The organism is Micromonospora sonneratiae (assembly GCF_042679305.1).
GTDB classification, from domain to species: Bacteria; Actinomycetota; Actinomycetes; order Mycobacteriales; family Micromonosporaceae; genus Micromonospora_H; species Micromonospora_H sonneratiae.
On the sequence record NZ_JBHTMP010000015.1, the window covers coordinates 71604 to 83523 of the forward strand.

The following is an 11920-nucleotide window of genomic DNA, read 5'->3' on the forward strand; positions in this document are numbered from 1 at the left end:
CTACGTACGCGAGGGACCGTACCGGGCCGACGCGTGACAGCCCCGTCGGCTGTGACTCTGTCCGGCATGACCGAACCAATCGTGACCACCGATGGGCTGACCAAGCGGTACGGCACGCGCGTCGCTGTCGACGGTGTCGGCCTGACTGTCCACCGGGGAGAGGTGTACGGGTTCCTCGGTCCCAACGGCGCAGGCAAGACGACGACACTGCGCATGCTCCTCGGCTTGACCCGGCCGACCAGCGGGACCGCACGCGTCCTGGGATGCCGGCCCGGTGACCCAGCCGCGACCGCCCGAACCGGTGCTCTCATCGAGGCTCCCGGCTTCTACCCTTACCTGTCCGGGCGGAACAACCTGCGGGTGATGGCTCGGTACCAGGGGCTCACGGATACCGCAGCGGACGTGGCGCTCACCCGGGTCGGGCTGGGTGACCGTGGCGGACATGCCTTCCGTTCCTACTCGCTGGGCATGAAGCAGCGTCTGGGTGTGGCATCCGCCCTGCTCGGCGATCCGGACCTGTTGGTACTCGACGAGCCGACCAACGGCCTGGATCCGGCGGGTATGGCCGACATGCGGCAGTTGCTCGTCGACCTCGCCGGGCAGGGGCAGACCGTGCTCCTCTCCAGCCATCTGCTCAGCGAGGTGCAGGAGGTCTGCGACCGGGTAGCGGTGATCTCGCAGGGACGGTTGATCACGGAGAGCACCGTCGCCGACATCCGGGGCAGCAGTTCGCTGTGGGTCCGCGCCGAGCCGGTCGACGTCGCCCTGGCCATCGCGATGGGAATCGCCGGCGACGACCTGGTGCGACTCACCGGCGGGGGTGTCCAGATCGACGCGGACGCTGGTGTTGCTCCGGAACTCGCCCGGGCGCTCGTCGAGGCGGGGGTTCTTCTCCACGAGCTCCGTGTCCGCGAGCGCTCCCTCGAAGAGGTCTTCTTCGAGATCACCTCCCCGGAACCGGCTACCGGATCAGGCCCGGCCAGTGAAAGGACCAGACAACCATGAACGCCCGGTACGGACCGGTGCCGCTGTACCGCAGCACCCGGGCCGAGCTGTTCCGGCTACTTCGGTGGCCAGCAATGTGGGTGATGCTGGGGGTCGGAATGACCCTCAACATCTTGTTCGGTTACGTCTTCGACTACCTCGGCTACCGCACCGAGAGCGGTTCGGCGATCAACGAGGGCTTGCCACCCGAGCAGCTACTCGATGGGCTGCTGCCGGTCGGCGTACCGGAGACCACCGTGCAGGGGATGCCCATGTTCGGTGGGGCGATCCTGCTGATTCTCGGTGCGCTGGCGACCGGCAGTGGGTACGGCTGGGGAACGTTGAAGACCGTCTTCACCCAGGGCCCGTCCCGGGCATCGACCTACGGCGGTACGCTGACCGCCCTCGCCGTGGTGGTCGTCGCCCTGGTCACCGCCACGTTCCTGGTCAACTTCGGGATCGCCGCACTCGTCTGTGCCGTCGAGTCCGTACCGCTCGGTTGGCCTCCGGTGGCCGAGGTCGCACGGGCGTTCGGCGGCGGGCTCCTGATCCACGGAATGTGGACCGCTGGCGGGGTCATGGTCGGGGCTCTGGCCCGTAGCCCGGCGCTCGCCGTCGGTCTCGGCCTGGTGTGGGCACTCGCGGTCGAGAACCTGTTGCGGGGAGTCGCGAATGTGTTCGAACCGCTCGAAGCCGTGACCAGACTGCTGCCCGGCACGGCAGCCGGCTCGCTCGCCGGTGCGATGGGCGCACGTGTCTTCAGCACCGAGGGTGGCACGCCAGGGGTACTGACCACGCTCGACGGTGGCCCGGCTGCGTTGCTGCTCGTCGCCTACCTGGCGGTGTTCGCCGTCACCGCCGGCCTACTGGTCACCCGGCGGGACACCGTCTGACGGCTATCCGGCCCGGGCCTTCGTCCGTTCGTAGTAACGGGCGGCCCGGGCCCGGTTGCCGCAGCCACCGGAGCACCACTCCCGTCGGGGGTGGTGCTTGACGAAGTAGAGCACACAGCCGGGGCCGTGGCAGATCCGCAGGGCGGCCAGGTCCGGGCCGGTGAAGAGGTCGACGGCGGCCATCGCGATCTCGGCCAGGGCGGTGGCCACCAACGGATGGCCGCTCACCGTGACTGTCGACGGTCCGGCCGCCCAACGCAGTTCCCGCCACGGAGGTGCGGTACGGATCACCCGGTTGACCGTGTCGATCGCGGCCGAGGGCGGCTGATCGCCGATCACCACCGCCTGCGCGATCAGCCGTACCGCCTGGCGGAGATCCCGGGCGGCGGCCAGGTCGAGTGGACCCGCCTGGGCCAGGTCGGCGTCACGCAACGGCGTACCGAGTCGCTCCCGCACGTCACGCAACCAGCCGACCAACTGCTCGACCGTCTCCAGACCGTCGCGCAACTGGCCCCGTACGGCATAGGTCGTGTTGGCAAGTTCCACCGGCAGCGGCTCACCGAGCATCGGGGCACCGCCCGCAGAGAACCGCACCGAATCCACGTTTCTAATGCTATCGCGCGATCTTCCCTGGCAGCTCTCGCCAAAGATCCGGGTTTGTCCAGGCGCGCCGTCCGGCTCCCCCGTCGTAGGGTGGCGCTGTGATCCCGGTGGAGGCGGTTGCCGTCGCGTACGGCCAGTGGATCACGCCTGACCTACCGCTCTACGGCAACGATCACGAACGCTCCGACTTCGCTCCCTGACCAGCCCGGGTTCCCTCCGCCGGTCCGGTCCTCTTCCCCCACCACTGGGAGCGTTCTTCAATGTCCGAAATCTCCACAACTCCCCCTGATTCCAGCACGCAGTCCGGTACCGGCGCGTTGGCCGTACTCCGGGCACCGCAGACCGCCCGGGTACTGGTCGCCGCCCTGCTCGGCCGCCTTCCGCAGGGATCGGCTCCGCTGGCCCTGCTGATCTTCGCGCGGGAGACGATGACCCTCGCCGCAGCGGGTCTGCTGGTGGCGGCCTACACCGCAGGCATGGCCGTGGGCCAGCCGCTGCTCGCCCGGATCGCCGACCGGTGGCGGCAGCCGCCGGTGATGTGGGGCGGCGTCGCAATCTCCACCGTCGGGTTCGCCCTGGCCGCCGCCCAGTTCGGGCTGCCGGTCACCCTGCTGGCCGCCGCCCTGGCCGGGCTCGGCGCACCACCGTTCGAGGCCGGTCTGCGGGTGCTCTGGCGCGACCTGCTCCCGGAGCACCAGGTGCACACCGCGTACACACTGGACACCGCGACCCAGGAGATCATCTTCGTGGCCGGTCCGGTGGTGACCCTGGCCGCGACCCAGGTCGCCGGGCCGACCGGCGGCCTGGCCGCCGCCGCGCTGTTCCAGGCGCTGGGCACCGCGTTGTTCGCGACCGCGCCGGTGGTCCGACGTTGGCGTGGTGAGCCAGCCGTACGCCACTGGGCCGGCCCCCTGCGCGCCAGCCGACTCCGGCTGATCCTGGTTGCGCTGCTCCTCGTCGGATCCGGAGTGGGCAGTGTCGCCGTGGCGGCGACCAGCTACGCCGAGGCGGCCGGTGCCCGGTCGCTGGCAGGCTGGCTGCTGGCTGCCCAGGCCGGCGGAGCACTGATCGGTGGCCTGCTCTACATCCGCTTCTCCGGTCTCCGTAGCCGCAACACGCTGCCCCGGGCACTCGGCGTCTACGCCCTGGGATTCCTGCCGCTGGTGCTCACCCCCGCGCTACCCGGCATGTTGGCGCTGATGGTGGTCAGCGGTCTGGCGCTGTCGCCGCTACTGACGGTCGCGTTCGTCTCGATCGACGAGGTCGCCCCGGCTGGTACGGTCGCTGAGGGCTTCGCCTGGGCGGCAACCGCCTTCTCGGTCGGCAGCGCGATCGGGTCGGCGGTCAACGGCGTACTGCTGGACACCACCGGACACGTCTTCGTCGGATTCCTGTTGGCTCCGGTCGCCGTGGCGCTGGCCTGCGTACCGTTCCTGTTCAGCCCCGCTCGACGCGGCTCTTCGTAAGGGGATCGTCCGAATGGATGTCGACCGGAGCCAGGTTCTGGCCTACCGGGTGGCGGCACATCAACTCGACCGGGTCGAGCAGGCCCCCGTCGATCTCGCCGTCCTCGACCTGGGTGTGCCGGACACCCCGTACGGCTCGGCCCGGCTGGCGCTCGCCGCCCGTACCTCGGCGTCGCTGGACGACGACTCGCTGGCCCTGGTCTGGGCGGCCCGGGGTGCGCCGCACCTGCACCGCCGGGACGACCTGCCCCGACTGGCCGCTGCACTGTGGCCGCTCAGTGACGCCGACGCGACGAAGCGGTTCGTCAGCACGCAGATACGGGACGCCGCGAAGCTCGGAACGGGGGCGTTCGCAGCGACCGCCGAGGCCTTCGCGGCCGTGGTGACCGGGCCGCTGCCCAAGGGCGAGGTGAGCGGCGCGGTCAGCGCGCGGGTGCCGGCCGAGGTCACCTACCCGTGCCGGACCTGCCGGTCCACCCACATCTCGGGCAGCCTGTTCCAACAGGCCGGGCTGGCCGGCGGGGTGGAGTTGTCCGTCGTCGGTGGGAAGACCGTCATCGGACCCGTCGACGGCTGGCCCGGCCGCCCGGAGGCCGCCTCGGGCACCGACTCGCTGATACGGACGTACCTGCGGCTGCTCGGCCCGGCCACGCCAGCGGAGGCGGCCAGATACGTCGGCACGAACCAGGCCGAGCTACGCCGGGTCTGGCCGGACGGACTGGCCGAGGTACGCCTCGACGGCCGGGCCGTGTGGCTTCCCGCAGACCAGGTCGACGCGTTGCAGGCCACGGCACCGCCCCGACTGGTTCGGCTGCTGCCGCCGTCGGACCCGTACCTCCAGGCCCGCGACCGTGACCTCCTCGTGCCCGACCGGACCCGACAGGCGCAGGTGTGGCGGGTCCTCGGCAACCCCGGTGCACTGCTGGTGGATGGTGAGATCCTCGGCGTCTGGCGGGCCAAGATGGCCGGACGGTCCCGGCTGCAGATCACGGTGACGCCGTTCGAGCCGTTGAACGCCCGCATCCGGTCGGCCGTCGCCGACGAGGCACAACTTGTCGCCACCGCGCGGGGTGCCACCGACGTACGCGTCGACGTGGAGGCGTAGACCGTACGGACCCGGCGTCGGGGCATGGACGTGGACCCGGCCTCGACTGCGTCGAGCACGGCAGACAGACTCGCGCCGGCCCCGTTCGGGGCCGGCGCGAGCACAGCGGTCGCTGGATCAGTTGTTCGGCTCGTCCGCGCTGATGTCGGCCAGCACGGACTGCGGTTCCCGCTCGACGGCGAGGTCACCCAGTGATACGAGGCCCACCAGTCGTCCGTCCTCCAGGACCGGCAGCCGCCGGACGCCGTACGTCCGCATCAGGTCCGCCGCTGCCACCGCGTCGTCGTACTGCGTCACGGTCACGACGTCCTGACTGATGACCTGGTTGAGCGAGGTACTGTCGACGTCCAGTCCCTCTGCGACGCCGCGTACCGTAATGTCCCGGTCGGTAACGATACCCAGCACACTGTCACCTTCAGTGACAATCACGTCGCCAATGGCCCGGTCGCGCATCTCCTGCGCGGCGGCGGTGAGCGTGTCGGTGCCGTTCATGGTCACCAACCGGGTCGTCATGAACTCTCCGACGGTCGTCATCCTGCTCCCCTCTCGTGTCGGGCACCCTGCGTCTACCCGAGCCGGCCGGGAAGGTAACCGCGCCGGGCAGTCGGGTGACCGGGCAATGCCGACGGGGTGACCGGGCAGGTGGCCTAGCTGGAAACGACCGGCGGTTCAGTTACCGGACGGGACTGCTCGGCCGGACGGGACAGCTCGGCCGGACGCGACAGCTCGGCCGCACGGGACTGCTCGGCCGGACGCGACAGCTCGGCCGGACGGGACAGCTCAGGACAGGCCTGCTCCACCGGGCGGGACGGCTCGGCCGGGTACGACCGGGACAGACGGAGCAGAACGTCCTCGACCCGGCGTTGCACCCGTCGGTAGAGATGGGCCCGGAGCAGTTCCAATTCGAGGTCCTGCGCGGTGTGGAAGCCGAAGTCCTCACACCAGGAGACCAGATCGGTGTGCTCGGCCCACTCCGTATGGGCCAGGTGCTCCCTGATCAACTCGGCCAGCGGCGGAGTATCCCCGACGCCGTCCGGAAACTCCGGGTAGTGACGCTGGATGGTCAGCTCCTGGTCGGCGGCCCGCTCGGCCCACTCCCGATAGGTGCCGGTCAACCGCAGGTGATCGAGTACGAAACGGGTGTTGCGGTCCAGGTTCCGGTTCGTCATCAACCATCGGTGCAGCTTCCGGCCGACGGCCGACGCATGCATCAACAACCGGAACTCGCTGGCATTGACGTCGTTACCGGCACACCAGTGCGTCAACGCAGCGTCGTCACCTGCGATGCCGTTACAACGCCGGAACCGTTCGCACTCGTCGTCGATCTCGGATTCGCTGGGAGTGACCCCGATGATCGCGCCCAGGATCGAGGCCATCGTACGGTTGAACGCGTTGACGTTGAGTTCGTCGAAGTCGGGATGGTGCAGGGCGACGTAGTTGGCGACCTGCGAGAGCGGAATGTCCGTGCCCAGATGACGGACATCGCGATCCCGGTTGTAGAGCGTCTCGAAGACGTAGCTCGGCTCGAAGGTGAAGCTCGGCTGCGCGGCGGGGGTCTCGTCGGGCAGCGCTGCCAGTGTCTCCAGCAGCGTGATGGCGTCCCGCCGTTTGAGGTCGACGTAGTGGTCCCGGAAGGTCCGGCGCAGGTTGACGACGTCGGCGTCCGGTACGCCGTGCCGGCGCACCCGGTCCAACATCTCGGGGATCGTGCGTTCCGGGAAGTAGATCGCCTTGGCCAGGGTGGTCACGGTCTCGGCGAGGTCCGGGTCCAGCCGGCCCCGCCGTACCGCCTCGGCCAGGGTCGCCCGGACGTTGACCATGGGTACGGACGACGCGACGTACCCGATCTCCGGACCGCCGTACCCGTAGGTCAGGGCGACCTCGTCGTCGTCCTCCAACGTGCCGTCGGCGTACCAGCGGTAGATCTCGCCGATTCCCACCGTGCCGAAGGCGGCCGTCTCCGCGGCCCGTAACGCGCCCATGCTGCTGGCCCCGAAGATCCGTACCCCGCGTTGCAGGGCGTAGAGGATCTCGTTGTGCCAGACGGACAGGGACTGCATGAACACGCCGTCGATCAGGGCGATGACGTCCGGCCGGTCGTCGCGGGCCGCCAGCGTGGCGATGTCCGCCTGCCGGGCCGGGGGCAGGTAGTCCGCGTCCAGGATCAGCCTGGCCTCCGCGACGGGCAGCGACGGCCCTAGAAATACCGAAATTCGCATCCGCTCTCCGTGGTCGCCGCCGCCCTGGCCTTCGGAGCCAGGAAGCTCAGTGCCCGAGGGCCGGGGGCGTAGTTGCCGAGCATGTAACCCTCCAGCCCGGGAACGATCACCTTGACGACATTGATCGGAAAGTCGTCCCGGCTGAGGTCCAGCACCAGGACCTGGTCCAGCCCGAGCCGCCCGAGCCCCTGGACGACGAGTTGGATGTCACCCTCGAAGGTGGAGGTGGCCCGGTTCAGCGCGATCGAGGCGTCGACGGTCTCGGGTACGGCGGTCAGCCGGGCGATCATCGCGGCATCGTCCTGGCGCTTCAACCGCGCGAACATGTCCCGGAACATGTCGTCCCGGGAGCCGGCGATGTAGACGACCCGCCCCTGCGCGGCCTCGGTCAACGCGCGGATCATGGCGATGGCCGGGTCGAGGTGTGCACCCTGGCCCCGGTAGATGCCGAACTGGCGGGCCTGCTCGTCGTAGATGATCGCCAGATAGACGGGTACGCCGGTGTCGACGGTGCAGTCGAAGATCACCGGTACGACCCGGGCAGCTCGGAAGCGTTCCAGCAGGTCACAGACCAGCGGATCGGTGATCGTCTCCAGCCGTACCCTCGGTGGTGCCGCCCCGAAACTGGCCCAGGCCAGCCGCTGACAGGTGACGGCGTCACGTTCGATCACCTCGTACAGCGCGGCGGTGACCGCCTCCAGGGTGTGGTTGCCGGAAGCCAGTCCGTTCGAGCTGAGCTGGAACGAGCCGAGTTCGTGCAGTGACCGACGCCCGGCCAGGTCCACCGCTGCGACCGGCACCGGCACCTGGACCTGGTTGACGATGTCCCAGGCCATCGTCCACCGGTAGGGCCAGGAGGTGTTGAACAACGAGTTGCGGGCCAGCGCCAGCCGGTCGCGCGGGATTACGTGGTGACCGTTGGCGATCTCGTCGTACGTGGCTCTGATCTCCGGCAACCTGACGTTCTCGGCATGCCAGATCTCGATGGCCTCCATCGCCGCCGAGGTCTTCGCCGCCGCCAGGGTGAACCCCTTGCCAGAGGAGTTGGACATGGTCGGGCTGTTGGGGCGGATGGCGAGGGTGACCGGGATGCCGATCCGGTCGAGATGCGTGATGGTGGCGACGCGGGTCAGTCCAACCCGGGCGAAGTGCGGCCGTATCCCGTTCAGGGTCTCTTCCGGCTCGACGACGCGATGCGTGCCGTACCGGAACTGTTTCCGGGCCCGGTACGCGGCACCGGACAGTACGACCGGGTCGGCCACCTCCCCACCGGGACAGTCCGTGGCCGTCACGCCGGTGGCTGCGGCCCCGGTGGCCGTCACGTCGGCGGCGGTCACACCAGCGCTGCCGCAGCGGTGGAGGCGGCAGCTGCGACGATGGCGGCGGCGACGCCGTTCTGTAGTGCGTCCTCCGACCTGGGCATCAGGGCAGCGAGTTCCTTGCCGTCGAGCCGCTCGGTCTTCGCCGCCCGCTGGATGTCCAGCAGCGCCTCGATCACGTCCCGCCGACTGAACAGCACGGTGAAGGCAGAGAGGTCGATGCGCTCGTTCCGCTGACTGTCGTTGATGATTCCTTCGACGTTCTCCAGGAACTCCGGATCGTGGCGTAGCCGCTGTGCCAACGCCAGAATCTGCTCACGGGCTTCCGCGTTGCTGGGCTTCGTCGCCATCTCTGCCTCCACGAGCACTCACGGGCCGGCGTACCAGGAGCACTACGGCTGGCGCACCGAACGGGGACGCCAACGCGCCAGACCGGGGCGGCTGACCGGTGCCATTCGACTGCCCGGCACCAACCGAGCCTACCCAAAATATCCCCTTAGTCCGGCAAGTCATTGTTTTCTCCACATTTACGGCTACCCTCATCCATCACCCGTCGAGTCCGGCTGCCGTCTGCCCGGAAACCACCCGGGAACTGCACGGGAACCGCACGGGAACGAACCCGCACGGGAACCGCACGGCAAACGGATACCGGACAGCCGGGCGGGCGGCAGCACTAGGGTTTCCACATGGTCCTGCCGACACCCGCCCTGGCCGTCACCGGTGCCACCGGACGCCTCGGTGGCCGGGTCGCCCGCCGGCTGGCCGCCGCCGGCACAGCCCAACGACTCGTCGTACGGGATCCGGCCCGTGCCCCCGACCTGGCCGACGCCGAGGTCGTCCCGGCCGACTACGCCGACCCGACCGCCGCACGTCACGCCCTGGCCGGCATCTCGACCGTGTTCATGGTCTCCGCGACGGAATCGGCGGACCGGGTGTCACAACATCAATCGTTCATCGATTCGGCCGTCGCCGCCGGAGTCGACCGGATCGTCTACGTCTCGTTCGTCGGCGCGGCCCCGGACGCCACCTTCACCCTCGCCCGCGACCACTGGGCCACCGAGGAACACCTCCGGGCCAGCGGCCTGCGCCACACCATCCTGCGCGACAACCTCTACCTGGACTTCCTCTCCCTGCTGGCCGGCGACGACGGGGTGATCCGCGGCCCGGCCGGGAACGGGCGGGTCGCCGCCGTCGCGCAGGACGACATCGCTGACGTCGCCGCGGTGGTGCTGGGTCGACCCGAGGCGCACGACGGTGCCTGTTACGACCTCACCGGACCTGATTCGCTCACCCTCACCGAGGTTGCGGCCAAACTCAGCAGCGCCATGGGACGTACGGTCAGCTACCACCCGGAGAGCATCGAAGAGGCGTACGCCTCGCGGGCACGCTACGGTGCGCCCGACTGGCAGGTGGAGGCGTGGGTGAGCACCTACCTGGCCATCGCCGCAGGTGAGCTGGCCACGGTCAGCGACACGGTCCAGCGGCTGACCGGCCATCCACCGATCAGCCTGGACGACTATCTGCACCGCCTGCGTTGACTGGTGCACCGCCGACGTCGAGCGTCACCCGAAGCCGTACCGCCGGGACGTCGCCGGGGCGGGTGGCTCGATCCCGGTCTCAGCTGCGGGGCGGCATCCCGTAGACCCGGTCGACGTGCAGGTGCAGGGCGATCCGCCGGTCGGCGACCATCGCCCGACGGTAGTCGTCCCAGTCCGGGTGCTCGCCCTGGACGGCCCGGTAGACGTCGATCAACTCCTCGACCGTGGCGTCGTACGGGTCGGCTGCGACCGGAGTGAGCTCGGCGGCGGCCTCCGCCACCACGTACGACCAGCCGTCCTCGCTGCTGACATGGAAGCTGGCACGCGGATCACGCCGTAGGTTGGCGGTCTTCGCCCGGTCGTCGGTGATCGAGACCCGGATCAGGCCCCGCTCCCGGTCGAAGGCATAACTGACGTTGGACAGTTGCGGCCGACCGTCCCGTTTGATGGTCGCCAGCACCCCCAGGTGCCGACTACCCAACAGGTCGAGCAACGCGTCCCGGCTCCGGTCCCCCGCCATCACGAACCTCCGTCCGACCTGTCGCGATTCGACGACTGCGGGCACTCTTTCACGGAAAATGGGGCTGTGCCAGCCGGCACAGCCCCATTTCGAGTGGATAGCTGATGGTCTGACTGACCGACCCCGGTCAGCGGGCCTCCGCCGCCACCAGCTCGGCGATCTGTATGGCGTTGAGCGCCGCGCCCTTACGCAGGTTGTCGTTCGAGCAGAAGAACGCCAATCCGTGCTCGTTGGTCTCGTCCACCCGGATCCGACCCACGTACGTCGGGTCCTGACCAGCGGCCAGCAACGGCGTCGGTACGTCGGCAAGTGCCACCCCAGGCGCCCCGGTCAGCAGCTCGCGGGCCCGCTGCGGCGACAGCGGCCGGGCGAACGCGGCGTTGACCTGCAACGAGTGACCGGTGAAGACCGGCACTCGGACACAGGTGCCGGAAACCTTGAGATCGGGGATCTCCAGGATCTTGCGGCTCTCGTTCCGGAGCTTCTGCTCCTCGTCGGTCTCCTCGGAACCGTCATCAACGATCGAGCCGGCCAGCGGGAGGACGTTGAACGCGATCGGCTGGGCAAATGAACGCGGAGCCGGGAACTCGACGGCCGACCCGTCGAACGCCAACTCGGTGGCGTGCTCGGCGACCTTGCGTACCTGCTCGTCCAGTTCGGCGACGCCGGCCAGACCGGCCCCGGACACCGCCTGGTAGGTCGCGACGACCAGGCTGACCAGCCCAGCCTCGGCATGCAACGGGCGCAGGATCGGCATCGCCGCCATCGTGGTGCAGTTGGGGTTGGCGATGATGCCCTTGGGGCGTACCGCGGCGGCATGCGGGTTGACCTCGGAAACCACCAGCGGTACGTCCGGGTCCATCCGCCAGGCCGACGAGTTGTCGATCACCACTGCGCCCGCTTCCGCGACCTTGGGCGCCAGCGCCTTCGACGTCGTCTTTCCCGCCGAGAAGAGCACGATGTCCAGTCCCCGGTAATCCGAGGTTTCCGCATCCTCGACGGTGATCTCGCTGCCCTGCCAGGACAGCGTCCGCCCAGCCGAACGCGCCGAAGCGAACAGCCGCACCTGCTCTGCCGGAAACTGCCGCTCGGCCAGCAGTCGGCGCATCACGCCACCGACCTGTCCGGTGGCCCCCACAATGCCGATCCTCATACTCGCGAGGCTACCCAGTTCGGGGCGTTGACCAGCAAATCAATTCCCATCCTGCGGCACTGGCCGTTCGGCGACGGCTGACGCCCGGACCGACGGCAGGCGACGAACCCGCACCTGTTC

Annotated in this window: 12 protein-coding genes; 5 read left to right on the plus strand and 7 right to left on the minus strand. The window is 69.3% G+C overall.

What is annotated here, in order from left to right:
* Window positions 1-66: 66 nt before the first annotated feature.
* Together ACFQ4H_RS12445 and ACFQ4H_RS12450 are read left to right on the plus strand one after the other, a co-directional pair.
* Window positions 67-1005 (plus strand): ABC transporter ATP-binding protein, encoded by a 939-nt coding sequence (locus ACFQ4H_RS12445; protein WP_377570274.1) that lies wholly within the window; start codon window positions 67-69, stop codon window positions 1003-1005.
* Entirely contained in the window at window positions 1002-1877 is an 876-nt protein-coding gene (locus ACFQ4H_RS12450) for an ABC transporter permease (protein ID WP_377570275.1), read from the plus strand. Before ACFQ4H_RS12445 ends, ACFQ4H_RS12450 begins: the two co-directional genes overlap by 4 nt.
* Before the next feature lie 3 nt (window positions 1878-1880).
* Here the strand turns inward: ACFQ4H_RS12450 and ACFQ4H_RS12455 are convergent, their stop codons facing one another.
* A complete protein-coding gene (locus tag ACFQ4H_RS12455) occupies window positions 1881-2480 on the minus strand; it encodes a CGNR zinc finger domain-containing protein (protein ID WP_377570277.1) in 600 nt (199 codons plus the stop codon).
* A gap of 260 nt (window positions 2481-2740) precedes the next feature.
* Here ACFQ4H_RS12455 and ACFQ4H_RS12460 point away from each other — a divergent pair, with 260 nt between their 5' ends.
* Together ACFQ4H_RS12460 and ACFQ4H_RS12465 are read left to right on the plus strand one after the other, a co-directional pair.
* On the plus strand, window positions 2741-3946 hold the full coding sequence (locus ACFQ4H_RS12460; protein ID WP_377570280.1) for an MFS transporter: 1206 nt from the start codon (window positions 2741-2743) through the stop codon (window positions 3944-3946).
* A 13-nt stretch (window positions 3947-3959) separates the two neighbouring features.
* A complete protein-coding gene (locus ACFQ4H_RS12465; RefSeq protein ID WP_377570282.1) occupies window positions 3960-5051 on the plus strand; it encodes a winged helix DNA-binding domain-containing protein in 1092 nt (363 codons plus the stop codon).
* Window positions 5052-5168: 117 nt separating this feature from the next.
* Here ACFQ4H_RS12465 and ACFQ4H_RS12470 read toward each other — a convergent pair whose 3' ends face one another.
* The 4 genes from ACFQ4H_RS12470 to ACFQ4H_RS12485 form a co-directional block, all read right to left on the minus strand.
* Window positions 5169-5585, minus strand: coding sequence for a CBS domain-containing protein (locus tag ACFQ4H_RS12470; RefSeq protein ID WP_377570283.1), 417 nt, complete (start codon window positions 5583-5585; stop codon window positions 5169-5171).
* Between the two features lie 113 nt (window positions 5586-5698).
* Complete coding sequence (locus tag ACFQ4H_RS12475) at window positions 5699-7270, minus strand: TfuA-like protein (protein WP_377570285.1); 1572 nt, start codon at window positions 7268-7270, stop codon at window positions 5699-5701.
* A complete protein-coding gene (locus ACFQ4H_RS12480) occupies window positions 7249-8607 on the minus strand; it encodes a YcaO-like family protein (protein WP_377570288.1) in 1359 nt (452 codons plus the stop codon). Before ACFQ4H_RS12480 ends, ACFQ4H_RS12475 begins: the two co-directional genes overlap by 22 nt.
* A complete protein-coding gene (locus ACFQ4H_RS12485; protein ID WP_377570289.1) occupies window positions 8604-8939 on the minus strand; it encodes a hypothetical protein in 336 nt (111 codons plus the stop codon). The genes ACFQ4H_RS12480 and ACFQ4H_RS12485 overlap by 4 nt, the downstream gene beginning before the upstream one ends.
* 336 nt (window positions 8940-9275) lie before the next feature.
* On the opposite strand from ACFQ4H_RS12485, the gene ACFQ4H_RS12490 reads away from it, so the two are divergent.
* Window positions 9276-10127, plus strand: coding sequence for an SDR family oxidoreductase (locus ACFQ4H_RS12490; protein ID WP_377570291.1), 852 nt, complete (start codon window positions 9276-9278; stop codon window positions 10125-10127).
* A gap of 79 nt (window positions 10128-10206) precedes the next feature.
* On the opposite strand, the gene ACFQ4H_RS12495 is transcribed toward ACFQ4H_RS12490, so the two are convergent.
* Together ACFQ4H_RS12495 and ACFQ4H_RS12500 are read right to left on the minus strand one after the other, a co-directional pair.
* Complete coding sequence (locus tag ACFQ4H_RS12495) at window positions 10207-10647, minus strand: PPOX class F420-dependent oxidoreductase (RefSeq protein ID WP_377570292.1); 441 nt, start codon at window positions 10645-10647, stop codon at window positions 10207-10209.
* A 127-nt stretch (window positions 10648-10774) separates the two neighbouring features.
* Complete coding sequence (locus ACFQ4H_RS12500) at window positions 10775-11800, minus strand: aspartate-semialdehyde dehydrogenase (RefSeq protein ID WP_377570295.1); 1026 nt, start codon at window positions 11798-11800, stop codon at window positions 10775-10777.
* Window positions 11801-11920: the final 120 nt, after the last annotated feature.

Coding starts and splice junctions, on each gene's coding strand:
- ACFQ4H_RS12445 (WP_377570274.1), top strand. CDS start 67: ATGACCGAACCAATCGTGACCACCGATGGGCTGACCAAGCGGTACGGC.
- ACFQ4H_RS12450 (WP_377570275.1), top strand. CDS start 1,002: ATGAACGCCCGGTACGGACCGGTGCCGCTGTACCGCAGCACCCGGGCC.
- ACFQ4H_RS12460 (WP_377570280.1), top strand. CDS start 2,741: ATGTCCGAAATCTCCACAACTCCCCCTGATTCCAGCACGCAGTCCGGT.
- ACFQ4H_RS12465 (WP_377570282.1), top strand. CDS start 3,960: ATGGATGTCGACCGGAGCCAGGTTCTGGCCTACCGGGTGGCGGCACAT.
- ACFQ4H_RS12470 (WP_377570283.1), bottom strand. CDS start 5,585: ATGACGACCGTCGGAGAGTTCATGACGACCCGGTTGGTGACCATGAAC.
- ACFQ4H_RS12475 (WP_377570285.1), bottom strand. CDS start 7,270: ATGCGAATTTCGGTATTTCTAGGGCCGTCGCTGCCCGTCGCGGAGGCC.
- ACFQ4H_RS12485 (WP_377570289.1), bottom strand. CDS start 8,939: ATGGCGACGAAGCCCAGCAACGCGGAAGCCCGTGAGCAGATTCTGGCG.
- ACFQ4H_RS12490 (WP_377570291.1), top strand. CDS start 9,276: ATGGTCCTGCCGACACCCGCCCTGGCCGTCACCGGTGCCACCGGACGC.
- ACFQ4H_RS12495 (WP_377570292.1), bottom strand. CDS start 10,647: ATGGCGGGGGACCGGAGCCGGGACGCGTTGCTCGACCTGTTGGGTAGT.
- ACFQ4H_RS12500 (WP_377570295.1), bottom strand. CDS start 11,800: ATGAGGATCGGCATTGTGGGGGCCACCGGACAGGTCGGTGGCGTGATG.